This window comes from Streptomyces sp. NPDC005492 (genome assembly GCF_040605995.1).
In the GTDB taxonomy this organism is placed as follows: domain Bacteria; phylum Actinomycetota; class Actinomycetes; order Streptomycetales; family Streptomycetaceae; genus Streptomyces.
Window position 1 is genome coordinate 58,469 of the sequence record NZ_JBEXDX010000021.1, and the last position, 22,298, is coordinate 80,766.

22 protein-coding genes are annotated in these 22,298 nt (G+C 69.8%); 13 read left to right on the plus strand and 9 right to left on the minus strand.

The window, feature by feature from the left end; genetic code table 11:
- Positions 1-41: 41 nt before the first annotated feature.
- The gene (locus ABZT04_RS26375; RefSeq protein ID WP_356059454.1) at positions 42-389 is read left to right on the plus strand and encodes a hypothetical protein; all 348 of its coding nucleotides are present in this window, start codon (positions 42-44) and stop codon (positions 387-389) included.
- On the opposite strand, the gene ABZT04_RS26380 is transcribed toward ABZT04_RS26375, so the two are convergent.
- From ABZT04_RS26380 to ABZT04_RS26395, 4 genes are read right to left on the minus strand one after another with little or no spacing between them, the layout of a single operon-like run.
- Positions 379-1,413 carry an L-idonate 5-dehydrogenase gene (locus tag ABZT04_RS26380; protein ID WP_356059455.1) on the minus strand — a complete coding sequence of 345 codons (1,035 nt, stop codon included), beginning with the start codon at positions 1,411-1,413 and terminating at the stop codon, positions 379-381. The genes ABZT04_RS26375 and ABZT04_RS26380 overlap by 11 nt on opposite strands.
- A 14-nt stretch (positions 1,414-1,427) precedes the next feature.
- Complete coding sequence (locus ABZT04_RS26385; RefSeq protein ID WP_356059456.1) at positions 1,428-2,198, minus strand: SDR family oxidoreductase; 771 nt, start codon at positions 2,196-2,198, stop codon at positions 1,428-1,430.
- Between the two features lie 20 nt (positions 2,199-2,218).
- Complete coding sequence (locus tag ABZT04_RS26390) at positions 2,219-3,286, minus strand: D-2-hydroxyacid dehydrogenase (protein ID WP_356059457.1); 1,068 nt, start codon at positions 3,284-3,286, stop codon at positions 2,219-2,221.
- Entirely contained in the window at positions 3,283-3,921 is a 639-nt protein-coding gene (locus ABZT04_RS26395; RefSeq protein ID WP_356059458.1) for an RraA family protein, read from the minus strand. The genes ABZT04_RS26390 and ABZT04_RS26395 overlap by 4 nt, the downstream gene beginning before the upstream one ends.
- Before the next feature lie 631 nt (positions 3,922-4,552).
- Here ABZT04_RS26395 and ABZT04_RS26400 point away from each other — a divergent pair.
- The 7 genes from ABZT04_RS26400 (at position 4,553) to ABZT04_RS26430 (ending at position 11,255) form a co-directional block, all read left to right on the plus strand.
- On the plus strand, positions 4,553-5,929 hold the full coding sequence (locus ABZT04_RS26400) for an MFS transporter (protein WP_356059459.1): 1,377 nt from the start codon (positions 4,553-4,555) through the stop codon (positions 5,927-5,929).
- 27 nt (positions 5,930-5,956) lie between these two features.
- Complete coding sequence (locus ABZT04_RS26405; RefSeq protein WP_356059460.1) at positions 5,957-6,766, plus strand: 5-oxoprolinase subunit PxpA; 810 nt, start codon at positions 5,957-5,959, stop codon at positions 6,764-6,766.
- A 22-nt stretch (positions 6,767-6,788) separates the two neighbouring features.
- Positions 6,789-7,520, plus strand: coding sequence for a carboxyltransferase domain-containing protein (locus ABZT04_RS26410; RefSeq protein ID WP_356059461.1), 732 nt, complete (start codon positions 6,789-6,791; stop codon positions 7,518-7,520).
- Complete coding sequence (locus tag ABZT04_RS26415; protein WP_356059462.1) at positions 7,517-8,539, plus strand: allophanate hydrolase; 1,023 nt, start codon at positions 7,517-7,519, stop codon at positions 8,537-8,539. The genes ABZT04_RS26410 and ABZT04_RS26415 overlap by 4 nt, the downstream gene beginning before the upstream one ends.
- A gap of 54 nt (positions 8,540-8,593) precedes the next feature.
- The gene (locus tag ABZT04_RS26420) at positions 8,594-9,391 is read left to right on the plus strand and encodes an SDR family oxidoreductase (RefSeq protein WP_356059463.1); all 798 of its coding nucleotides are present in this window, start codon (positions 8,594-8,596) and stop codon (positions 9,389-9,391) included.
- A gap of 71 nt (positions 9,392-9,462) precedes the next feature.
- Positions 9,463-10,635: an aminotransferase class I/II-fold pyridoxal phosphate-dependent enzyme gene (locus ABZT04_RS26425; protein WP_356059464.1), complete on the plus strand. Its 1,173-nt coding sequence runs from the start codon at positions 9,463-9,465 to the stop codon at positions 10,633-10,635.
- A 32-nt stretch (positions 10,636-10,667) separates the two neighbouring features.
- Positions 10,668-11,255: a helix-turn-helix domain-containing protein gene (locus ABZT04_RS26430; protein WP_356059465.1), complete on the plus strand. Its 588-nt coding sequence runs from the start codon at positions 10,668-10,670 to the stop codon at positions 11,253-11,255.
- Between the two features lie 176 nt (positions 11,256-11,431).
- Here ABZT04_RS26430 and ABZT04_RS26435 read toward each other — a convergent pair whose 3' ends face one another.
- Both ABZT04_RS26435 and ABZT04_RS26440 read right to left on the minus strand, forming a co-directional pair.
- A complete protein-coding gene (locus ABZT04_RS26435; protein ID WP_356059466.1) occupies positions 11,432-11,845 on the minus strand; it encodes a nuclear transport factor 2 family protein in 414 nt (137 codons plus the stop codon).
- Positions 11,846-11,924: 79 nt separating this feature from the next.
- Positions 11,925-12,389 (minus strand): nuclear transport factor 2 family protein, encoded by a 465-nt coding sequence (locus ABZT04_RS26440; RefSeq protein ID WP_356059467.1) that lies wholly within the window; start codon positions 12,387-12,389, stop codon positions 11,925-11,927.
- A 150-nt stretch (positions 12,390-12,539) separates the two neighbouring features.
- Between ABZT04_RS26440 and ABZT04_RS26445 the strand changes: the two genes are divergently transcribed.
- The 5 genes from ABZT04_RS26445 (at position 12,540) to ABZT04_RS26465 (ending at position 17,256) form a co-directional block, all read left to right on the plus strand.
- Positions 12,540-13,529 (plus strand): Lrp/AsnC family transcriptional regulator, encoded by a 990-nt coding sequence (locus ABZT04_RS26445; RefSeq protein WP_356059468.1) that lies wholly within the window; start codon positions 12,540-12,542, stop codon positions 13,527-13,529.
- Between the two features lie 95 nt (positions 13,530-13,624).
- A complete protein-coding gene (locus tag ABZT04_RS26450) occupies positions 13,625-14,452 on the plus strand; it encodes an inositol monophosphatase family protein (protein ID WP_356059469.1) in 828 nt (275 codons plus the stop codon).
- Between the two features lie 232 nt (positions 14,453-14,684).
- Positions 14,685-15,134 (plus strand): hypothetical protein, encoded by a 450-nt coding sequence (locus tag ABZT04_RS26455; RefSeq protein ID WP_356059470.1) that lies wholly within the window; start codon positions 14,685-14,687, stop codon positions 15,132-15,134.
- 34 nt (positions 15,135-15,168) lie between these two features.
- Positions 15,169-15,843: a two-component system response regulator CseB gene (gene cseB / locus ABZT04_RS26460; RefSeq protein ID WP_356059471.1), complete on the plus strand. Its 675-nt coding sequence runs from the start codon at positions 15,169-15,171 to the stop codon at positions 15,841-15,843.
- Positions 15,844-15,888: 45 nt separating this feature from the next.
- Entirely contained in the window at positions 15,889-17,256 is a 1,368-nt protein-coding gene (locus tag ABZT04_RS26465) for a HAMP domain-containing sensor histidine kinase (protein ID WP_356059472.1), read from the plus strand.
- A gap of 230 nt (positions 17,257-17,486) precedes the next feature.
- Here the strand turns inward: ABZT04_RS26465 and ABZT04_RS26470 are convergent, their stop codons facing one another.
- The 3 genes from ABZT04_RS26470 to ABZT04_RS26480 all read right to left on the minus strand — a co-directional run bounded on the left by ABZT04_RS26470 (position 17,487) and on the right by ABZT04_RS26480 (position 21,973).
- Positions 17,487-18,686 carry a PTS fructose transporter subunit IIC gene (locus ABZT04_RS26470; RefSeq protein ID WP_356059473.1) on the minus strand — a complete coding sequence of 400 codons (1,200 nt, stop codon included), beginning with the start codon at positions 18,684-18,686 and terminating at the stop codon, positions 17,487-17,489.
- Between the two features lie 225 nt (positions 18,687-18,911).
- Positions 18,912-20,159, minus strand: coding sequence for a hypothetical protein (locus tag ABZT04_RS26475; protein WP_356059474.1), 1,248 nt, complete (start codon positions 20,157-20,159; stop codon positions 18,912-18,914).
- Positions 20,160-21,493: 1,334 nt separating this feature from the next.
- On the minus strand, positions 21,494-21,973 hold the full coding sequence (locus tag ABZT04_RS26480) for a hypothetical protein (RefSeq protein ID WP_356059475.1): 480 nt from the start codon (positions 21,971-21,973) through the stop codon (positions 21,494-21,496).
- Between the last annotated feature and the right edge of the window lie 325 nt (positions 21,974-22,298).

Here is a 22,298-nt window from a genome sequence, read left to right on the forward strand (position 1 = left end):
CGGAGAAGGGGACCGTTCGTGAACCCGGTGGCGTCGTCCGCGTGAAGTACGCGCTGACCACGCCACGGGCAACCTCCCTGGTGCTCGCCGGGGCGATCGGGCGCCTCGGCATCACCGGCGAGCCCACCATGGGACCGACCGAGCGGGACGGCCAAGCGCTGCGGCGGCCCCAGCGGCAACCGGTGACGAGCTCGGCTTCGGTCGACGACGTCGGCCACCGAAGCGCGCCGGGCCTCGCGGGCGCATTCCTCGGAATGGACGCGGCCGTGTTCCTCGCGCGCTCCCTTTCGCAAGCCCGCCTCCTCAGGACCGGCCGGGGTCTGTCTCACCGCCCCGCGTGCCGCCGCTTCGCGCCGGGCCTGCGCCGTGGTGGAGGGCTCAGAACGTGAGGAGGACCTTGCTTGAGACCGAGGCGTCGGCGGCGACGGCAAAGCCCTTGAGCGCCTCGTCCGCGGGGAAGTCGTGGGTGATGATCGGGCCGACCGCCAGGGATCCGTCGGCGATCGCCGCGATCACCTCGTCGATCTCGTCGTTGAAGCGGAACGAGCCGACCAGCCGCAGTTCCCGACTGATGGCGTGCGCGATGGGCACCGGCTGGTCGCCGCCCGGCAGAAGCCCCACCATGACCACCGTGCCGCCCCGGGTGGCGCCCTTGATGGCGGACGCGAGACCTCGATGGTTGCCGGAGGACTCGATCACCACGTCCGCGTCCACGGCGGCGATGGCCTCGGTGTCGCCCGCGTCGAGTGTCCGTGTGGCGCCGACCGCGCTCGCGATCTCACGGGGCTTCGCGTGCAGGTCGACCGCCACGATCTCCGCGGCGCCGGCGCGGGCCGCCACCGCGACGGCCAGGGCACCGATGGGGCCGCTCCCGACGACCAGGACGCGCTTGCCGCCGAGGTCGCCCGCCTGCGACACGGCGTGCCAGGCGACGGCGGCAGGCTCGGCCAGGGTCGCGACACGGAGATCGATCCACTCGGGCAGTTCACGCAGCATCGCCGCGGGAACCACGATCTCGCGGGCGAAGGCTCCCTCCGTGTGCGGGAACCGCGCGGCCGAGCCGAGGTAGCGCACTCCGGGAGAGAGATTGGGCCGGTCCGGAGGGAAACGGATGTCGGTGCGTTCGTGCCTCGCCGGATGAACCGCGACCCGGGTGCCGACGGCCGGGCCGGTTCCGTCGGAGGCCGCCCGTACGACGGTTCCGGCCACCTCGTGACCGAGGACCATCGGTGCCCGAAGGACGGATTCCCCGACGGCGCCGTGCCGCCAGTAGTGCAGGTCGGAGCCGCAGATGCCGCCGTGGGCGACGCTGACGACGACCTCGTGCGGCTCGGGGGGACGCACGACGACGCGTTCGACCCGGACGTCGTCGGCGCCGTGGGCGACGACCGCGATGGTGGTGCGGGGAGTCATGAACATTTCCCTTCTCAGACGACGACCGTCATGCCGCCGTCGACGAAGACGACCTGGCCGTTGACGTAGTCGGAGGCGCTGGAGGCGAGCCACACGGTCGGGCCGACGACATCGGCCACCGTCCCCCAGCGCCGAGCGGGCGTACGGCCGAGGATCCATGAGTTGAACTCGTCGTCGTCCACCAGGTTCTGTGTCATCTCTGTGTGGATGTATCCGGGCGCGATTCCGTTGATCTGTAGTCCTTCGCCGGCCCATTCCGCGGTCATGACCCGGGTGAGGTTGCGCAGGGCGCCCTTGGCCGCTGTGTAGGGGCCGATGGTCGGGCGGGCCAGGTCGGTCTGCACCGAGCAGATGTTGACGATCTTCCCGGCGTGCCTCGGCAGCATCCGGCCGGCGACCTGGCGGCCCACGACAAAGGCACCGGTGAGGTTGGTGTCGATCACGCGCCGCCAGTTGTCGAGGCTCACCTCGACCAGAGGTTCGCGGTGCTGGACGCCCGCGTTGTTCACCAGGATGTCGATGGCGCCCGCTTCGGACTCGATCGACGCGACGGCCTCCGCGACAGCCTCCTCATCGACGATGTCGAAGGCTCGGGCCGCGACGCGGTCGTCGCCGAACCGATGGGCGAGCGTCGCGCGGGTCGCTTCGAGACGGACGGGATCAATGCCGTTGAGGACGATCGTGGCTCCGGCGTCGGCGAGTCCCGTGGCGATGCCGAGTCCGATGCCGCGGCTCGATCCGGTGACCAGGGCGACCTTTCCGGTGAGGTCGAAAGCGGAAGTCATGTGCGTGGTTGTCTTCCTGGTCAGTAGAACTCGACGGTGTTCACCCGGTTGATCAGGTGGTGTCCGTCGAGGAGTCGGGTGGCGTTGGCGGCGAAGAGCTCGGCGATGAGCCGGTCCTCCGCCTCGTCGAGCGCGGCGGTGTGTGGGCTCACCAGCACGTGGTCGTGGTCCCAGAGCGGGCTGTGGGCGGGCAGTGGTTCGGCCTCGAAGACGTCCAGCGCGGCGAAGCCGACACGGCCGGAGTCGAGCGCGTCGACCAGGGCGGCCTCGTCGACGACGCTCCCGCGGCCTACGTTGACCAGGCAGGCGCCGGGCCGGAGGGCGTCGAAGAACCGTTTGCCGACGAGATGCTCGGTCGCCGCGGTGCCGGGAAGCGTGTTCACGACGGCGTCCACGGTGGATGCCACCTCGAAGACGCGGTCGGGGTGCACCACGGTGGAGACCCCGGGGACGGTGACGTCCCTTCTGCTCGTGCCGACGACCGTCGCGCCGAGCGCGTCGAGTTTCGCGGCGACGGCCCGGCCGATCCCGCCGAGGCCGAGCACGAGCACGGTCTGCTCGCTCACCTGCCCCATCGTCCAGCGACCGCTCCACTCGTGCCGCCGCTGCTGGCGGCTGAGCCGGGGCAGGTTCTTGGCCCCGGCCAGCACGCCGAACACGGCGAACTCGGCGAGCGGCTGTCCGTGCACACCGGCCGAGGTGGTGAACAGGACCCGGTCGAGTTCGTCCGCGCTCAACCTGGCGGCCTCTACCTGGCTGCCTCCGCCCGCGGCCATGGTGTGCACCCAGCGCAGGCGGGGATTGGCCCGGACCGTGCGTGCCAGGGCCGCCGGGTCCACGTCGGGGATGCCGTACAAGGCGTCGGCCGAGTCGATCGCGTCCTCGTAGGCGCGCTGCTGCCGGGGGGTGCGCCGCCAGGCCGGGTCACCCGCGAAGTCGGCTGGCCAGCGCATCGGCGGGAGGAGGGAGTGGTCGACGACGAGATCGACCCGCGGCTCCAGCTCCTGTATGCGCGCGCAGTTCTCCTCGGCGAGCGGGGCGGCGACGACGACCCGGAAACCGCCCGTCGGCCTGTCCGGGCCGGTCATCCGGCGGCCTTGATCCGCAGCGATTCGACCTCGGCGTCCAGTGCGGCTTCGCGGGCGACGATCTCCTCGACCGCCTTGAGCGCCTCGTCCACGCGGTGCGGCGGGATGACGATGACACCGTCCCCGTCGGCGGCGACGATGTCACCGGGGTTCACCACCACGCCGCCGATGGCGACCGGCTCACCGATCGTGCCGGGCCCGTTCTTGAACGGGCCGGCGGGCGTGAGCCCGCGTGCGAAGACCGGGACACCGAGCTTTTCGATGATCGCGGCGTCCCGTACATAGCCGTCGACGATCGCGCCGGCGGCACCGAACGCGGCGAAGCGCTGGGCGAGGTTGTCACCGATGATGGCGCGGCCCTCGTAGCCGAAGGCGTTGATGACGAGGATGTCACCGGGACGAATGTGCTCCAGGGCCGCGATCACGGCCTTGTTGTCACCCGCGACGGTGAGCACCGGGAGCGCGGTGCCGACGGCCGTGGCCCCGTTCCAGACGGGCGCGATGCCCCCGTCGACGATGTTCAACCGGTCGAGGGCGTCGCCGAGGTTGGCCACGGAGTGGGTACGGAACTGATCGAGCACTTCACAGTCGACGCGGTCCCATGAGGTGTTCACACGCACGTTGTCCTGGGTCATCGCAGGCTCCTTGAAGTGATGTCGGTGCGGGAGGCCGAAGCCACCGCGGCAGAGGTGCCCCCAGCCGGTTGGCCGTGTCCAGACCGTGAGGTTTCGGCCACGGAAAGCAGCTCTGACAGCGGGTGACATGGGGTCGGTCCCATCCCGCACTGGGCAGAAACTGCGAATGCTTTCGCATTTCACGGAAGTCATTCTGCATCCACACGCAGGCCAGGACAAGGGGTGCGCACTCGGCCGAGCGAGGTTCACCGGGTGCGATCGGACGCCCAACCCGGCTCCACCCCATCGGGGAAGCCAAGTGATCCAGAGCGGAAGCGCGATGGAAGCGCAAGGTTAACGTGGAGGCAACACCTACCCTTGACCGCCCTAGAATGCGAACCTATTCTCATTCGACATTGAAGTCGCAACTTGGCTCCGATGTTGGCCTCCGGCCAGCTCGGGACACCGTGACACCGTGCAGGGCAGGAACAAGACGAGCCCCCACCCCGACGGCTCCACCACCGCCCTCCCGAGACAACCCACAAGGTCCGGGCGCACCTCGACACAGCAGCGACTGCCGTCAGTGACCACGTTCAGCGCAGGTTTTCTCAGGACGCCGTCCCCGGAGTCCGCGATCCGAAAGTGAACGCGTATGACAACGTCAGATCGGCTCGACACCACATCAGGCCGTCCCGAGGGTGCGTCGGAACAGTTCGGCGCCGCTGAGCTCGACGTCGCCTCCACGAACGCGAAGGTGGTTCGCAAAGCCACCGTCGCGGGTGCGATCGGCTCGTTCGTCGAGTGGTACGACTACGGCATCTACGGCCTGCTCGTCACCTATCTCGCGATCAACATCATGGGCGGGGCCGAGGCCGGCAACCTCTTCCTCACCAACGTCGGATTCCTGGTCAGCTTCCTGGCCCGCCCGTTCGGGAGCGTCATCTGCGGTTATCTCGGGGACCGCATCGGCCGCAAGTCCCTGCTGGCCACCCTGCTGGTCCTGATCTCCGCGGCGACCGCGGCGATCGGCCTCATCCCCTCCCACGCCGTCATCGGTGTCGGCGCGCCCGTCCTGCTGGTCCTCCTGCGGATACTCCAGGGCTTCTCGGCCGGCGGTGAGGTGGCCGGTGCCATGTCCTTCGTCGGCGAATACGCCCCGGACGCCCGCCGCAACTACATGATGAGCTTCATCGCCGTCGGCTCGTTCATCGCCCTGATGTTCGGCAGCGCCTTCTCCGCCGTCCTCATCACCACGCTCGGCGACGACGCGATGACCTCCTGGGCCTGGCGGGTGCCGTTCCTGCTGGCCGTACCGCTCGGCTACGTCGGCTTCTACATCCGCCGCCGTCTGGAGGAGACCCCGCACTTCGTCGCCCTGCGGGAGCAGAAGACGGTCGCTCGCAACCCGCTGCGCGAGGCCCTGACCTCGCCGCGCCACCTGAAGGCGATCGCGCTCACGATCTTCCTCCCCGCGCTCAACGGCCCCGGCTACTACCTGCTCTTCGTCTACATGCCGACCTACCTGAAGACCTCGCTCGGCGCGCACAACTTCTCGATGCTGCGGGCGCTGACGGTCACGTCGTTCAGCCTGGTCGCCATCGCCGTCTGTATTCCGCTGATGGCCCGGCTGTCGGACCGGATCGGGCGTAAGCCCGTGCTCACGGGCTCCGCCGTCGCCATGGCTGCCGTGTCGTACCCGATGTTCCGGCTCATCACCACGGGCGAGTTCGCGCTCGCCTGTATCGGCACCGTCGTCATGGCCGTCGCCTTCTCTGGGCACGCCGCCGTCGTCCACACCGCGCTCGCCGAAATGTTCCCGACCAGCGTCCGCTACTCCGCCTACAGCATCGGTTTCAGCATCTCGACGATCATCTTCGGCGGCAGCGCGCCGCTGCTGATGACCGACCTGATCAAGTCGACGGGCTCCAATCTGATCCCGGCCTTCGCGTCCATCCTGACCGCGTTGATCACTCTGGTCAGCATCGCCTTCCTGCGCGAGACCAAGGGCCGCCCCCTCGCCACCAGCTGAGACACCCGAAACACCCCGGGAGACACCATGGGAATCAACTCCGTAGCCGTCGTCGCCGACCTCGGCGAGAGTTTCGGCAACTACACGATCGGGGACGACGCCGCCCTTCTCGGCCTCGTCACCTCGTCGAACATCGCCTGCGGCTTCCACGCCGGCGACCCGCGGATCATGGACCGCACGGTCGCCGACTGCGTGGAGCGCGGCATCGAGCTCGGCGCCCACCCCGGCTACCCCGACCTCGTCGGCTTCGGCCGCCGGCTCATCGAGGCGACCGAGGAGGAGATCCGCACCGACGTCCTGTACCAGCTCGGCGCGCTCGACGCCTTCGCGCGGGTGCACGGCGGCACCATCAGCCACGTGGCGCCGCACGGCCGGATGGGCTCGATCGCGCAGACCGACGCCAAGCACGCCCGGGCCATCACCGACGCGGTCGCCGCGTACAACAAGGACTACATCGTCATCTGTCAGCGCGGGCTGCTCGCCGAGGAGTCGCGCAAGCGCGGTCTGGAGGTCGGTTACGTCTTCCTGGCCGACCGCGGCTACGGCGACGACGGCATGCCCGTGTCGCGCTCACACGAAGGCGGTCTAATCCACGACCCCGAGCTGATCGGCGAGCGCTCCGCCCAGGTCGTGCAGGAAGGCACCGTCCGCTCGGTCGACGGCCATGTCGTGCCGCTCGGCCACGACGCCGATGTGCTCCTGCTGCACGGCGACCACCCGTCCGTCCTGGCGAACGGCACCGCACTGCGCGCCGCCCTCGCGGCGGCGGACATCAAGGTGACCGGGTTGCGGGACGTCCTGGCAGAGAAGGCGAAGGAGGCCGCGCTTGCCCACTGAGGGCCGAACGCGGGATCAGGCGATGACCACAGCACAGTACGGCGCCATCGCCGTCGAGCCCTTCGGGGACTCGGCGGTGATGGTGACCATCCCCCACGCCGACCAGGCGATCCGCAGGGCCGCGATCGTCGCCTTCCGCGACCGGTTCCTGGCGCACCGTCCGCATGGCGTGCTCGACGTCGTCTCCGGCCTTGAGTCCCTGCTCATCGAGTTCGACCCGCTGCGGACCGCGCTCCAACACGTCGAGTACGCGGCCCGGTTGGTCGCGCGATGGGCGCCCTCGGACGGACCGGTCGGCTCGCGGGTGGTGCGCTCGTTCACGGTCCCCGTCGTCTTCGACGACGAGTACGGTCCCGATCTCGCGCCCGTGGCCGAGGAGTTGGGGCTGCCCCCCGCCGAAGTCGTCGATGCCATCGCGGAGTCGACCTTCACGATCGCGCTCCTGGGCGCGGCGATGGCCCCGATGATGGACGGGCTCAAGGTGCCCCGGCCGGTGCGCCGACAGGCCGAGCCGCGGACGGACGTGGCCCCCGGGTCCGTCATGATCGCCGGGACCAACGCGATCATCCAGCCGTTCCCCGGCCCGACAGGTTGGCGGGTCGTCGGGCGCACCCCGCACACCATCGTCGACATCTCGCGCCCGGACCCCGTCTCGTTCGGGACCGGGGACGTCGTGCGCTTCGTGCCGGTCACCCGCGACGAGGCGTCGGCGCTGGCCGCCGGCTTCCTGTTGCCGACGGAGGAGGTCGTATGACGACCGTGGGACTCGACGTCACGAGCAGCGGCTGGGTCACGACGTTCCAGGACCTCGGCCGCCGGGACACGGAGCGGCGCGGTGTGCCCACCGGCGGCGCGGCCGACCAGCACTCGGCATCCGTCGCGAACCTCCTCGTGGGTAACCCCCGAGAAGCGACCCTCGTCGAGAGCCTCGGCGGCGAGCTGGCCCTGGTGCCCGACGCCGATGTCCTGCTGGCCGTCACCGGAGCACCTGCTCGGGTCACCGTGGAGGGCGCGCCCGCCGACAGCTGGTCGCCCCTGGTGGTGCCGGCGGGGCAGGAGATCAGGGTCCGCGCGGACATGAACCGCGGGACCCGTGTCTACCTCGCCGTGAACGGCGTGCTCACCGCGCAGACCCTGCTCGGGAGCGCCGCTCCGGACGCCAGGATGGGATTTGGGCAGTTCCTCACCCAGGGCGAACGACTCCTGGTGGAAACGGAGTTCGGCGGTTTCGGCCACCGGCTGTTCGATCCGCCGCTCTTCCGACTACCGGTCCCCGTCCCGCGCTTCGACGACGGGCCCTGGGTCATCGATGTCGTCGCGAGCCACGGCATCCGCACGATCGCCGGCATCCGCGAACTGATCGAGGACTCGACGTACGTCGTCACCCCCCGCTCCAACCATGTGGGCCTCCGGCTCGACGGCCCGGTGCTGCACCCGGACACCGACACCGAGATCGTGTCGCACGGCGTCCCCGTCGGCGCGCTCCAGATCCCGCACGCGGACGAGCTCATCGTGCTGGGCCGCTACCGGAGCCTGACGGCCGGCTATCCGATCGTCGGCGTCGCCTCGCGGGCCTCGCTGTCCCTCCTCGGACAGGCAGGTCCCGGGCGGGAGCTGCGGTTCCGCTGGACCGACCAGGAGACCTCGCTGCGACAGCTCGCGCGCCGCGAGGCCGAGGTGCGCGCGCTGGGACACGCGGCGGCCGAGGCCTTCGGGGCCCTGGGATTCTCGGCGCCCTTGTCCCGCATTAATTGCGAAGCTATTCTCATTTGAGATTCGCATATCAGATCAGCTCGGCCCCTCGGGGCCTGTCATGAAGGAGGAACGGTGACGACGTCGCCCGGCAGGACCGCACTCATCACAGGGGCGGGCAGCGGGATGGGGCTGGAGACCGCACGGCTGCTCGCCCAGGACGGCGCGACCGTCGTGCTGGTCGGCCGTCGGCAGGAGGCGCTCGACGCCGTCGCAGCCACGATCCGCGCCGAGGGCGGAACCGCCCTCGCCCTCGCGGCCGACATCACCCGCGCCGACGACGTGACCCGCGTCCTCGACCGGGTCCACGCCGAACTCGGCCCCGTCGACGTCCTGGTGAACAACGCGGGCAGCGCCTCCTCGGTGCTCAACCCGCAGTGGCTGCCGCACGAGGAGTGGCGCGAGGTCCTCGACGTCAACCTCACGGCCGTCTTCCAGCTCACCCAGGCCGTACTGCCCGACATGCTCGGCCGGGGCACCGGGACGATCGTCACGGTCTCCTCGCTCGCCGCCGTCAACCCCAACCTGCTGGGCGGGGCCGCCTACGGCGCGGCGAAGGCCGGGGTCCGCAACTTCATGACGTTCCTGCACAACACCTTCCGCAACCAGGGCCTGCGCGCGATCACCGTGCTGCCCGGCGAGGCGGACACCCCCATCCTCGACAACCGCGCCCGGCCCCCGGCCGCCGAGGAGCGGGCGAACATGGTGCAGCCCGAGGACGTCGCCGAGGCCATCCGCCTCGCGGTCACCCTTCCCCAGCGGGTCGTCCTGCAGGAGATCGTCGTCGCCCCCACCCGGCAGCGCGACACCTCCGGCGACCTGGAGATCAGCCGCTGGGCCGGCGCACCCGCGGACGCGATGCCGCAGGCCTGACCGCACCGCCAGCAACGGGTCCGCCCTTCCGCCGTCAGCGGGCCCGATCATTCCGTCATCAGGAGGAGCGCATGCCGCCCACCGTCACCACCACGCAGCCGCCCCGGTTCGCCGCCGCCGACGCGGTCGCCCGGATAGCGGCCGCCTCGCGCCGGACGCAGCAGCCGCAGTCCCGGGGCGACCTCGTCTCCCTCGCCATGGGCGAACCCGACTTCGACACCCCCGGCACGGTGACGGAGGCCGCCCACGCCTCGCTGCGCGCCGGCCGTACCCACTACTCGCCCCTGCTCGGTGAGGCCACGCTGCGCGAGGCACTCGCCGAAAAGCTGACCGGCATCGCCCGGGTGCCCGCGAGTGCCTCGGACATCCTCATCACCCAAGGCGGCACGGCCGGGCTCGCCGCCTCGATCCTCGGCATCGTCAACCCCGGTGACAGGGTGGTCGTCCCCGACCCCACCTACTCCCTGTACGCCGACCTGGTCAGCATGGCCGGCGGCATCGTGGTACCCGTGCCGCTCGTCGACGATCTGCACTGGGACCTCGACCGGCTCGCCGACGCCCTTACCGGCGCCCGGTTGTTCGTCTTCTGCAACCCCGTGAACCCGACCGGCATCGTGCACAGCAACGAGGAACTCACCACGCTCGCCGACCTGTTGGACGGCACCGACACGATCGTCATCTCCGACGAGGCCTACTCCGATCTCGACTACACCGGCCGCCCGTTCACCTCGGCGATCTCCCTCGACGGCCTGCGCGAGCGCACGATCTACTGCCAGACCTTCTCCAAGAGCTACGCGATGACCGGCTGGCGCGTCGGCTACCTCTGGGGACCGACGCCGCTCATCCAGGCGTCCGCGCGCATACACAACACCTTCAACGGCTCCATGAACACCGTCGTCCAGGACGCCGCGCTCGCCGCGGTGCGGAACTGCGCCGAGGACGTCGCGCGCATGCGCGCCGCATACCTGGAGCGCGGCGAGCTGATGCGGAAGGAACTGGCCGCGATTCCCGGCCTCACGCTCAGCGCGCCAGAAGGCGCCTTCTACCAGTTCCCGCGCTACGACCTCGACCTGCCCTCCGTGGAGGTCGTCGCGGCATTGCGCACGCACGGAGTCGCGGTCCGCCCCGGAAGCGAGTTCGGAGCCCAGGGCGAAGGACATCTGCGGCTGTCGTACGCTGCCGATCCGCAGTCCATCACCGAGGGTGTCCGCCGACTGGCCGATGGCCTGGCGGCGCTGCGGTGAAGGCCGTCTCGCAGGCAACGGGGAGCCGACCCATGCGTAGTGACACCGAACGCAACCGCAGGCAGCTCATCAAGGCCGCCGCGCTGCTGTTCGAGAATTCGCCGACTCCGGTCAGCCTGGCGGAGATCGCCAAGCACGCCGAAGTGTCCACCGCGACGGCCTACCGCCACTTCTCCTCCGTAGAAGAGATCCTGCACGCCTTCCGGGCCCAAGTCGGCTCAGAACTAAGGGACTTCAGCGCCCGGCAGACCTCCAGGGGCATGGCACGTCTTGAGGCGGTCTCGCGTTACTGGGTGTCGCTCGTCCTCGAACACGGCGGCGCGATGGCCCAGATGCGCTCGCACCGCGGCTACCTCGAACGCCTCCGCGAGGGAACCGGCTACCTCGCGCCACAGGCCGAGGCTCTGGCCGAGCCGCTCCGCCAGAGCACCGAGGACCTCGGCCTCGGCGACCTCGGGGACGAAGCCCTGTACCTGTGGAACGCCCTGTTCGACCCGCGCGACATCCTCGACCTGATCAAGAGCGGACGCACCGAGGACGAGGCCGCCGCCGGCCTGGTGGCCGCCCTGCGCGGCGCCCTGATCGGCTGGTCCACGGCACAGCGGCGGCAGGAAGGCTGACCGGAGCCGCGTCCCGTCCGACCAGCGCGTCGGCCCCGGCCCGTGGCCGGCCGACGGCTGTCACCGGGGGAGCCGGACATGCCGCCGCACTCGCCCACCTCTGGCCGAGCCACCACACCGGTACGCCGAGGAGCGGGGGTTCGGGCCGAGGCCGCGAACGGCCCCGGCCCGAGGAGTCAGTGCGCGGTGTGCACGGCACGGTCGTCGTCGTTGTCCGACAGCGGGCGGGTGACCTCGTGGACCTCGGAGATCCTTCCGTCGACTATGCGGAAGAACGTCGCTACCTCGCTGCGCACGTCACGCCCGTCCCTGAAGACCACATGCCCGAGGTGCCGCTCGGCCAGCCATTCGCCGTCGTAGGTCACCTGCTGGATGTCGAACTCCACCAGGGTGGCGTTCTTGTGGAGGAACTCCAGATGGGCGACCTGCTGCTCCCTGCCGACGACCTGGCCGTCGGTGTACTGCGCGTAGTCGGCGTTCAGGTACCGCCCGACGACCGCCGCGGGCGGCTCGGTCGGCGCGACGAACAGTTCCTGGATCATGCCCTCCGTGAACTCCTGTGGAGTCTTGTTCCCGATCTTCGAACTCATGACTGCGCCTCGTTCTCTGTGTCTACGGATGCGGTGCGAATGCGGTGCGTTGCGCGATGAGATTGCGGATGCTGGGCGCTTATGCCGATTTGGTTCCGCGGGGCGGGAACGCCGACTTGTCGTCCTGCCACGGATCGGGGAGGACGGTCTCCGACACCAACGTGTGGATGCGCCAACTCTCCGACTCACGGCGGAGGTGGAAGGTGTTCTCCGCGCCGTACGACATGAGCGAGTCCCCGGGCTTGATGCCCTTGGGCGCGATCAGGGCGAGGTTGTACACCGCGTCCATCGCCTGGTCCCCGTCGAGGGTCACCGTGGAGTTGGCCAGGTAGTGCTGAACCCCCTCCACCGTCCCGGCGATCCCCTGCAACCGGCGCACTGCCTCGTCAGCACCGGTGAACCAGGGAAATTCCTCGTGCTCGGCGTCCGTGTAGCTGTAGACGAAGTCCTCGCACAGCAGGCTTCGAACCTCGTCCCAGCGACACGCGTCCACCGCCCGCCACCAGCGCGTGGCGACCTCCCGGATCTCTTCCTTCTCAGTCATCGCGACCCTCCTTCGTGGTTTGGATCCCGATACCGGCCTTCATCGAGGTCCTCTCAACTGCCGGATACCTTGGTGGAATCCACTCCAGTGTCAGCTTGACTCGCGTGATAACGATGGCTATGCACTGATATTTGAGCGAAACTGGTCCACATGTCACAGAAAACGGCGCTTCCACCGCTGTCCGACCGCGACCGTCGGCTCATCGCCGCGCTGCAGTGCGACGGCCGGGTCACCGCGGAACGCGCGGCTGCGGTCCTGGGCTACGGCGTTCGCGATGTGCACCGCCGCCTGAAGGCCATGACGGGCGACGGATCGGTCCGGGTCCTGGGCCGGCCCGCCCCCAGGACCGGCACCGACGCGGGCGCCATGCTGCTGCGGATCCGCGTACTGCGCGGAAAGATCGACGTGATCACCGCCGGGCTCGCCGCCCGCGCGGACATCCCCTTCATCGACGTCACCGCCGGCGGTGACGAGATCTCAGCAGTGCTGCTGCCGAGCCCCGGTCCGAGCCATCAACTGGTGTTCCAGAAACTCCCCGTAACCAACGCTGTGACCTCCGTGGCGACCCAGACGGTGCTGCACGTATTCGCCGACTCCAGCGACTGGCGCCTGGACGCGCTCACCCAGGACGAACGCGCAGCCCTGACCCCCGCGGTGGCGCAGCACGACACCGCCCGCATCCTGGACGAGACCGACGAGGCGATCATCGCGGCACTGGAGGAGGACGGCCGACTGCCCGCCGCCGCCGTGGCGGAGCACACCGCGATCGCGGAATCCACGGTGCGGCGCAGGCTGGCAACGCTCCTGTCCCAGCGCAGTCTGACCACCGAGGTCGTGGTCGACCCCCGCCGCCTCGGTATGGACGTCGATGCGAACATCTGGATGGAGGTGCCCCCCGACCACCTCGACGAGACCGGGCGCGCCCTGGCCGCGCACCCCTCGGTGCACGGGGCCATGGCCACCACCGGCAAGGCCAACCTGTGCGTGGCGGTCTGGCTCCGCGACGCGGAGCACCTGTACCGCTTCCTGACCCGGGACCTGAGCGGGCACGCCATCACCGGCACCGAAACCGTCCTCATCGGCCGTGCGGTCAAGCGCCCGGGACGAGGGCAGCACCACCAAAACCGTCCTCACAAGTGACCAAATCGGCCACCGCATGACGATTGTTTACCAGATTCACCCGATAATGGGCGCTCGAAGGGGTCGGAACGCCGCGTCGGCCGGAAAGTCGGGGCATGACAGCAAACCACTTCCCGCAGGCCCACACGTCCGACAACGAGCTGCTGGAGCCGATGCAGGCCGCGACTCACGCCGTCGCCCGATTCCTCAACGGCGCAGTGGTGCAGACCCCGGCGGCCACGACGTGGGGCGACTTCGCCCAGCGGTTCGATGCGCTGGACAAGCCCGCCGCCGACCTGCTGCGCGAGCACCTGTCGCCACTGCGCCCCCAGGCGGCATGGGGCGAGGAAATGGAGACCGAGCTCCCCGCCTCGGGCGAGGTGTGGGTGGTCGACGCCCTCGACGGCGCCGTGCAATTCCTCCAGGACATGCCGTACTGGTCGATCAGCGTGACACTGGTCCGCGACCGCCGCCCAGTGGCAACCGTGCTGCACTCCCCGCTGCGCGCGGAGACCTACACCGCCGCCGCCGGCCACGGCGCCCACCGCAACGGGCGACCCATCCAGCCATCACTCAAAACCGACCTGAAGATCTCTCTGCTCGGCACCAGCCAGCCGCCGACCATCGCCGCCGAGCCCGAGGCCATCGCCGGAGCAGGCCGCTCCCTGTCCGCAGTCCTCCCCTTCGCCGGAGCCGTGCGCAACCTCGGACCCACCTCCTGGCAGATCGCCGACACCGCCGCCGGCCGCATCGACGCCTTCTGGGAGTACGGCGTCGACGACAGCAACCTCCTGGGCGCGGCACTGGTGGCCGCCGAAGCCGGCGCCCTGGTCACCGACCTCGCCTGCCGCCCCTGGCAGGCCGGCGCGAGCAGCTTCCTGGCCGCCCCCGCCCAGCTCCACGACCAGCTCCTGAAGATCCTCAACACATCTGCGACACCCTAGGGCCAATACCGGTGACATTGCCGCTGACCAGAGGGCCGAAAGGTTACGTTTCCGCACGCCAGGACATCGGGATCTCGGCAGTACGCTCTCGACGGGTGCCGGTCGATCGGGACGGCGGCCGCGGCCGCCGTCCCGGAGATCCCTTTGCATTTCTCTTAATGTCCATACATGACCCGTTCATCCTCGGGGGCCAGTGTGCTTTTCTCACGAGACCCGAGGGAGGAGACGGGCCATGCGGCTGCACCGATCGAGATGGTGTGCCGTGCTCGCCTTCTGTCTGGCAGGCTGCGGCACGGCGGTCGGCGGTACTCGGGTCGAGGGGCGGGCACCGACGGGGATTCCCTGGTCGGGGCCGGTGTACGTGGAAGACTGGCGGTCCCAACCCCGACGCGAGCCGGACATGATGGACCTCACGGAGGTGACCACCCTGGACCGGCTGAAGTGGCGGGACTGGGGCAGGCCCCGGGCAACCGCCACCGGCGTGGTGATCGACCTGGCCTGTCTCTCCCTCTGCGAGAAGGGCGAACCCCCCACCTACCGGGTCCGGGTCGTGCTGAACGGCCTGTCCAAGCGCCAGTACGCGGCCTACTACGGCCACGCCTCCGTCACCGCCCTGGCATCACCGGCGCCCTGGTGGGCGGAAGGTGTCGGCAGCGTCCGGCTGCACGTGCCCAAGGCGTGACAATCCGGCCCGATAGCTGCCCGGAGGGGAGCGCATGTACGAAGTTCTGCTGGTCGAGGACGACGAGATGATCCGGGAGGCGACCCGGCTAACCCTGGAGGAGCGCGGTTACCTGGTCCGTACCGCCGCCGACGGTGTGGATGGGCTCGCCCTGTTCCGTGAGCGCGCCCCGGACGTGGCCGTGCTGGACATCATGCTGCCCGGGCTGAACGGGGTGAGCCTGGCCGGGCGCATCCGCGAGGAGTCACGGGTGCCGGTGCTGTTGATCTCGGCCCGCAACGACCCGGTGGACGTGGTGATGGGACTGGAGGCAGGCGCGGACGACTACGTCACCAAACCCTTCGACGGCCCGGTCCTGGTGGCCCGCGTCCGTTCCCTGCTGCGGCGCGCCGCCCCCGCCGAGAGCAGGCCGGAGAACGCGCCGCTGCGTTTCGGGGATCTGGTCTTCGATCCGGTGTCGCTGGAGGTGTCCCGGGGCGAGAAGCCCCTCTGCCTGACCACGACCGAGCTGAAACTGCTACGGGAGTTCGCCGCCTGCCCCGGCACGGTGCTCACCCGGGACCTGCTGCTGGAGCGGGTCTGGGACTATTCGTGGGCCGGTGACACCCGGGTGGTGGACGCGCACGTGCAGCGGCTGCGCGTCAAGATCGGGCGGGAGCGGATCGAGACGGTGCGCGGCTTCGGCTACAAACTGCGCTGCGAGGGCTGACATCGTGCGGCCCTGGATGGACGGGCTCCCCGGCCGGGTGCAGCCGTGAAGATCCTCCGACCCAGCACCGTCGTGAGCATCGTGCGCCTGGTCGTCGCCCGGCCCGTGCGCGTCACCCGTACCGTCCGACGCGGTCGTACGAAGGGCCGGCGCTCCCCGGCCGTGAACATCGGCACCAAGATCGCCCTGGCCGTCGCCGCCGCGGCCGTCTGCGTCGCGAGCGCGATCGGCGTCCTGGTGCACTCGGTCACCGCCGCCGACCAACTGGCCGCAGCCCGCTCCGACCTGGACCGGCGGCTGATGAGCGCCGCCTACGACTACGCCGTCGGCCGCACGTCCGCGGCCCGCGTCGACCCGCCGGACCTGCCCGCGGCGATGGAACGCGATGTGCGCCGGGGGCTCCGAGTGACCTACCTCCAGGACGACGCGTCGCGACCGAGGCTGTGGGCGGCGACCCGCGTCTCGGACCGGAACGTGCTCGCCCTGTCGCGCTCGTACGTCCCCGAGGTCCGCTCCCTGACCGCGCTGGACCGGGCCCTGGCCGCCGTCGGCGGGGCCGCGACCGTGGTGGTGTCCCTGGCCGGGCTGCTTCTCGGGGTGCGGATGGGCCGCCGGGCCACGGCCGCGGCCCGCACCGCGGAACGCATCGCCGACGGTGATCTCGATGCCCGGGTCGCCCCCGACGGCTGGGACGAGATCGCCCGGCTCGCGGTCGCCGTCAACACGATGGCGGACGCGCTGGGCGCGCGGCTGGAGGCCGAGCGCCGGGTGACCGCGGACATCGCCCACGAGTTGCGCACCCCGGTGGCGGGCATGTCGACGGCGGTGGGCCTGCTGCCGCCGAGCCGCGCGGCGGATCTGGTGAAGGGGTCCGTGGGGAAGCTGTGCGCTCTGGTCGAGGACGTACTGGAGGTGGCCCGCATGGACGCGCAGGCGGCGACGCCGGAGACCGAGCGGCGCCAGGTGAGCGCGATGGCCCGGCGGGCGGTGGCCGCGCTGGAGGGCGTGGAGGTCCGGGTCGGCGAGGACACGGTCGTCACGACCGACCCGCGCCGCGTCGAGCGCGTCCTCGCGAACCTGGCGGCCAACGCTCTCCGGCACGGCGCCCCGCCGGTGCTGCTGGAAGTCGACGGCCCCGTCGTCCGCGTCCGCGACCACGGCCCGGGCTTCCCTCCCGACCTGTTGGCCGTCCTGCGCACCTCCGGCCCGCAGCGCTTCCGTACGACCGTCCCCGGCACCGGCACCGGCCTGGGCCTGACGATCGCGGTGGGACAGGCCCGTCTCCTGAGCGCCGGCCTGACCTTCCACAACCGTCCGGAGGGCGGAGCGGAGGCCGTACTGCGGCTCCCTGCCGAGCCGGAGACGGTCCCTCCCGCGGCCACTGAACCACCCGTCCTGGCGCCGCCCGCCTGAGGTACCGGGCGGGCCGGGACGACCGGGTGTCCAGCCCTTCGGTCGCGGACCCCGCGTCCCAGGACCGGCCGGCGGAAGCCACGGGCGCCCGGCTGCGCCACGGTGCGGGGTTCCCGGCGCCCTGCGGCCACAGCCCGCGCGGACCAGTCCGCGGGGAAGAGGCGCGGTTCGTTCGTCCGGAGTCCGATGCTTCTCCCGCGGGATCCGCACACGATGCCCCCGTCGAGGGCTCACGCGGCCGCGGGTGTCTTCCGGCGAGTGCCGGCGCGGGCAGGACTCGCGGTGGTCGCCGTGGTGGGGCGCACGCTCTTCAGGGCGACCGTGGCCGCGGCGGTGACGAGGACGCCGGCGGTGACGGCAAGGGCGAAGAGCAGCGGCTTGCCGACCTGGCCGATGGCGAAGACGCCTCCGTAGGGGACGGTGATCGTCGTGCCGAAGATCATGACTAGGGCGCCGGCGACGGTTCCGCCGGCCATGCCCGCCGGGATCACGCGCAGGGGATCGGCCACGGCGAAGGGGACCGCGCCCTCGGGTATGGCGGTCGCGCCGAACAGCCAGGCCACCTTGCCGTAGGCCCGTTCGGCGTCGTTGAAGACCCGGCCGCGTACCAGGGTGGCGAGGGCCAGGCCGAGCGCGGGAACCATGCCGGCCGCAACCACGGCGGCCAGCATGGTCATGTCGGTGGGGTTGAACTTGGAGGGGTCGGAACCGCTCACGCCCACCGTTCCGAAGGCGATGGCGGTCTTGCCGATCGCGCCGCCGAGGTCGGAGCAGACCATCAGTCCAAGGATCACACCGACCAGGACGGTGTTGTGGAACTCCAGCCAGGCCAGTTCCTGGTGCAGCCACGTGGTCAGAGCGCCCAGTTGCGGCCCGGCGAAAACGATGAGCACGGCCGCGGTCACCACCGTCGCCAGCAGGGGCACGAGCACGGTCGTGGTGACGTCCCGCAGTGCCGGCGGGACGGCAATCCGCTGGAGTGCCATGGTGGCCGCGCCAGCGATCAGGCCGGCGGCCAGACCGGCGAGAACGCCGCCCTGGACGCCCATGGCGGCCATACCGCCCAGCACGCCGGGGACCAGCGCCGGCCTGCCGGCCATGCCGTACGCCAGGTAGCCGGCCACGCCCACGGGAAGGAAGCTCAGTCCGCTGGCGCTGATCTTGAGCAGCAGCGCAGCCCAGGTGAGGGGCTGGGTCCAGTCGGCGGCGCCGAGGACCTGGCCGGCCGTGTCGGTGATCTCCGGCCCACCGATGGCGAGGGCGAGGACGCTCATCGCGGCCGTGATCACGGTGAAAGGGCCGAACCAGGTAGTGCTCGCCGCCAGCCATCGGCCGATACCGGCTCCGGCATGCGGCTTGTGTGTGTCGTCCTGCTTCTTGCGGGCGGGCGGCGTGGATGTGTGGTTGCGGGAGGTGCGGAGGCGGTTCATTTGGGCTCCGGATGTGCGGCACCCCTGAGGGGCGGCTGGGTCGGCACGTCGTGCCTTCGGTTGTCGGGAGGCCGGCGCCGTGCGGGTGTCGGACGCCGAGCGGGCGTACGGCCGGGCACTGCGGTTCGCTCTGGTGCTCCGGGGATTTCGAGCGGGTGCCGGCCGCCTCCGAGGCAGCCGGCACCTCTGTGCTCCTGAGATGCTCGCCGGGTTGGTCCCGGACCGTCACCTGGTGATGACGTCGACCCCCATGTGTCGGACGATGGCGTACACGCTCACGCCGACCATGTGCGGTACCGAACAGCTGCAGGCGCCGCTACTCGTCCATATGAGGCCCGAGTGCCCGCCGACGATCCAGGCTGCCGACTCGGTGCCGTCACTGGTGTAGATGGGGGCGCCGGAGTCACCGCCCTGCGTGAGCCTCCCGTTGTTGTAGTACGGGAAGTTCGTGCCGCCCTTTTCGTAGAGGAATCCCTGACCGTTCTTGATGCAGTTGGTACCGCCCGAATAGCAGATGCTGTAGCTGCTGTTGGAGATGCTGTGCCCGCAGTGGTTGAACGACACGGAGCCGCTCACGCACACCTTCTTACCGACAGAGGGGCCCTCCTCTCCGTGGACGAAGTGCGTGGCTCCGCTGCCGGCGAGACCGCCGGTGAAGATGAAGCTGTCGTAGGCCGAATCCGAGAAGCTGTTGTAGATCAGCTCGGTGTCGATGTCCTGGTTGCGCCGGTTGACCTGTCCGATCCAGTTGCCGAAGTTGTTGTTCTGCCCCCGGCTGTACACGTGCGTCAGGGCGCCGTAACAGTGGCCTGCGGTCGTCATGTAGACGTGGTGGGTGGTCCTGTCCTTGACGGCGAAACCGGCCGTGCAGCTGCTGGCGCCCGCGCTCTCGGTGCCGATCAACGCGGCGCCGCCCCAGAACGGCTGGGCGTCGGCGAACCGGCTGGTCTGGGGTTCGAGGCGAGCCTGCTGTATTTCGAGGGCGCCCGGGTACTTCTTGCTCAACGACCGCGTGACGGATGCCGGAGCGTCCGTGGAGATGGTCACCTTGTCGGTCTTGGCGTCGTACGTCGTGGACACGCTGTACTTGTCCGCGTCGCTGGTCCAGTCGCGCGCCGTCACCGTCTTCTGGATCTGGTCGAGCGTGCTCTTGCTGAACCTGCTGGCCTGGACGACGGTGTGCGCGTCTGCCGGAAGCTGCGCTGTGACCTTGGCTTTCTCACCGGCCGAAGTGCCGGCGGGCAGGCGCAGGACCGTGCCGGTGTCCGCGACGCCGAGCACGGAATGCGTTGCCTGGAGCTTGGCGAGCTGGTTCCAGTCGTGCTGGCTGAGCTCCGCCGATGCGCTGGCCGACGTCTGGGCCGACGAAGAGCCCGCCCAGGCCGGAGCGGACACCGTCAGTGTCGCCGTAGCCACGGCGAGAGTTCCGACGAGCGCCAACGCGAGGCGTTTGGACCGCCTTGCTGATCTCATTGCCCATCCTTCTGTTCGAGGGAAGAACCCGAGGCGGATTGACTGATTCCGCACTTGAGGGGACGTCGCAGGGGCTTGGTGGCCCGGCGGACCGGGTGTCCGCCCGACCGGTGCCCTGCGGTGCCTCATCGAACGGCGCGAATGTCCGAACGGTGTTACAGCCGCCCGGCGACCGACACACAGCACACGGACCCTGTGGGGCACCGAGACAGAACGGCCCGCACCGATCACGGGCCGGCCCCTCCGAGGGGAGGCAAGAGTTCACTGGCCGGTGGGCAGTTTCCCCGTAGTGGACCGGGCAACCCGAACCGTCTTGTCGGCCGACGTGGGGCCAGCGTGGCGCTGATGGTTCGCCCTCGGTCGGCCAGTGAGCGCTCTGTGTCCCGGCCGGCCCGCTACCGCGCCACCGCCACCGCCACCCGAGCCCTGCACCACGGAGCCGTCCTGCTCAGCCACGGCCTGCCCCCTGGACCTGCAGACCGACGACTGCGCCGCAGCGCTCGTTCACCTGATCCGCGAGGAGACCTGACGGCTTGCTCGCCGACGTCTCGCAACCCGTCCGCCACGCTGCACCCCGCCCCAGTGCACAACGCGTGCACACTTCCACGGGAACTCCCGGGAACTCCCAGGTAGAAGCGGGAGAAGCCCCCAGACGCAGGAATGGACTCCGACCGGCCCATAAGACCAGATCAGAGCCCTGTTGACAGACGAGCCGAGCTGTACGCCGGGGAGTGTCACCGCAGCGCTACCACCTGCGCGAACGCGGCGGACGGCCCTGTTCGTGGCTACCTTGACGGCTACGTAAAGTCTCCGTCCTCCAGCATGCGCCGCACCGTTGCCGTTCCTGGGCCTCATGGCTCCGTCGGTGCATCTTGGCGTCTCGGTCACGGTACAGCCTGTGAGGCTGGATCACTGCTCCGCCGTTGACGATGACCGCGACTTCGAGGCCTCGCGGTGCGAGAGCCTGAGCCCGCCGCCTTGACTTGGCACCCCACTGCATATCGCGATCAGTGAGCGTCCAACATATGGACACCGTCCGTGAGGTGCGTCACACGAGCGCGCCAGTTGATTCCATAGTGGGGGATTTCCCGGCGCCAGCGCCATCAGAACTCAGGCTTCCAAGCTCCACCGGGGCCGTAATTCGCCTCACAGGACAGAGGCCAGACATCGCCCCATGCCCCGATGGACACCACCGACTTCGGTCCAGGCGACATACCCGACGGCAAGACTCGGCTCCACTTTTCAGACGTACAACTGCCCCAGGGAGCTGGAAGGGGGACTGCCGCAAACAGAGACTTGGGGGAAATCCGAGGCTCCTTGGCCCTATCAATCCTTCATCGAACTGGAATCGACGTCCAAGTTGCATACCCGTCCCCATCGCCGCGGTGTTGGCCAATGTCGTCGACCAGACGGTGAACGAGGAACAGGCCCGGCTCCTCCTCGGGCGCCGGCAGTGGGCGGCTCATCTCTCCGACCGTGATCAGAACATGGTCCCCGTCGTACGAGACCCGGCCGCTCAGGTCGACGCTGGCGCGGTGCCGGGCCGTGACGTCGACGAGTTCTGTCAGGACGGCGAGCGTCGTTTCCACGACGGCTTTGCCGTTGGGTGCGTCAGCGAGGAGCGCCGGCAGGACCCTCGCGACGAAGCTCCGGGCGCGATGCATGCTCTGGATCGGGGTGTGCTCCGGGCCGAGCCGGAACTCGATCGAGTTGTCCACGGCAGGCAGCCCGTGCGGTGCGGCGGGGCTCTGCTTGGCGGCGATGGTCTGCAGGCCGATGGCCGAAAGCAGAGAGAAGTCGTGAGAGATCGTCACTTGCTGTCCGTCCCGTCGTGTGGCGCGATGTCGAATGTTAGTTCGACGCGGGTGGGCCTGCCGAGTATTGCGTCGCTGAATCTTTTGTGTCGCGGGGCTCGCGTAGGTGGGCGCCGACCTGGGGCGTTGGCCACGCAGTGCCTCTCGTACCGCCCGCGCGCGGGCATGGGGTGATCAGGGCGGGCGGTGACACTCCGACACCGGAACGCGCCGCTCCGAGGTCAATCAAAGAACGACAACACCGCACACGTCAAACGATCTGTGGTTCAACTTTACGCTTCGACCACCGATCCGTGGTTTCCGGCTATGGTGATCGCCTCACCAT

Bases quoted from the DNA above. Each gene is read 5' to 3' on its own strand.
- ABZT04_RS26450 (WP_356059469.1), top strand. From the start codon at position 13,625: ATGACAGCAAACCACTTCCCGCAGGCCCACACGTCCGACAACGAGCTG.
- ABZT04_RS26445 (WP_356059468.1), top strand. From the start codon at position 12,540: ATGTCACAGAAAACGGCGCTTCCACCGCTGTCCGACCGCGACCGTCGG.
- ABZT04_RS26435 (WP_356059466.1), bottom strand. From the start codon at position 11,845: ATGAGTTCGAAGATCGGGAACAAGACTCCACAGGAGTTCACGGAGGGC.
- ABZT04_RS26430 (WP_356059465.1), top strand. From the start codon at position 10,668: ATGCGTAGTGACACCGAACGCAACCGCAGGCAGCTCATCAAGGCCGCC.
- ABZT04_RS26380 (WP_356059455.1), bottom strand. From the start codon at position 1,413: ATGACTCCCCGCACCACCATCGCGGTCGTCGCCCACGGCGCCGACGAC.
- ABZT04_RS26410 (WP_356059461.1), top strand. From the start codon at position 6,789: ATGACCACAGCACAGTACGGCGCCATCGCCGTCGAGCCCTTCGGGGAC.
- ABZT04_RS26470 (WP_356059473.1), bottom strand. From the start codon at position 18,686: ATGAACCGCCTCCGCACCTCCCGCAACCACACATCCACGCCGCCCGCC.
- ABZT04_RS26400 (WP_356059459.1), top strand. From the start codon at position 4,553: ATGACAACGTCAGATCGGCTCGACACCACATCAGGCCGTCCCGAGGGT.
- ABZT04_RS26475 (WP_356059474.1), bottom strand. From the start codon at position 20,159: ATGAGATCAGCAAGGCGGTCCAAACGCCTCGCGTTGGCGCTCGTCGGA.
- ABZT04_RS26455 (WP_356059470.1), top strand. From the start codon at position 14,685: ATGCGGCTGCACCGATCGAGATGGTGTGCCGTGCTCGCCTTCTGTCTG.
- ABZT04_RS26395 (WP_356059458.1), bottom strand. From the start codon at position 3,921: ATGACCCAGGACAACGTGCGTGTGAACACCTCATGGGACCGCGTCGAC.
- cseB (WP_356059471.1), top strand. From the start codon at position 15,169: ATGTACGAAGTTCTGCTGGTCGAGGACGACGAGATGATCCGGGAGGCG.
- ABZT04_RS26425 (WP_356059464.1), top strand. From the start codon at position 9,463: ATGCCGCCCACCGTCACCACCACGCAGCCGCCCCGGTTCGCCGCCGCC.
- ABZT04_RS26405 (WP_356059460.1), top strand. From the start codon at position 5,957: ATGGGAATCAACTCCGTAGCCGTCGTCGCCGACCTCGGCGAGAGTTTC.
- ABZT04_RS26390 (WP_356059457.1), bottom strand. From the start codon at position 3,286: ATGACCGGCCCGGACAGGCCGACGGGCGGTTTCCGGGTCGTCGTCGCC.
- ABZT04_RS26415 (WP_356059462.1), top strand. From the start codon at position 7,517: ATGACGACCGTGGGACTCGACGTCACGAGCAGCGGCTGGGTCACGACG.
- ABZT04_RS26440 (WP_356059467.1), bottom strand. From the start codon at position 12,389: ATGACTGAGAAGGAAGAGATCCGGGAGGTCGCCACGCGCTGGTGGCGG.
- ABZT04_RS26385 (WP_356059456.1), bottom strand. From the start codon at position 2,198: ATGACTTCCGCTTTCGACCTCACCGGAAAGGTCGCCCTGGTCACCGGA.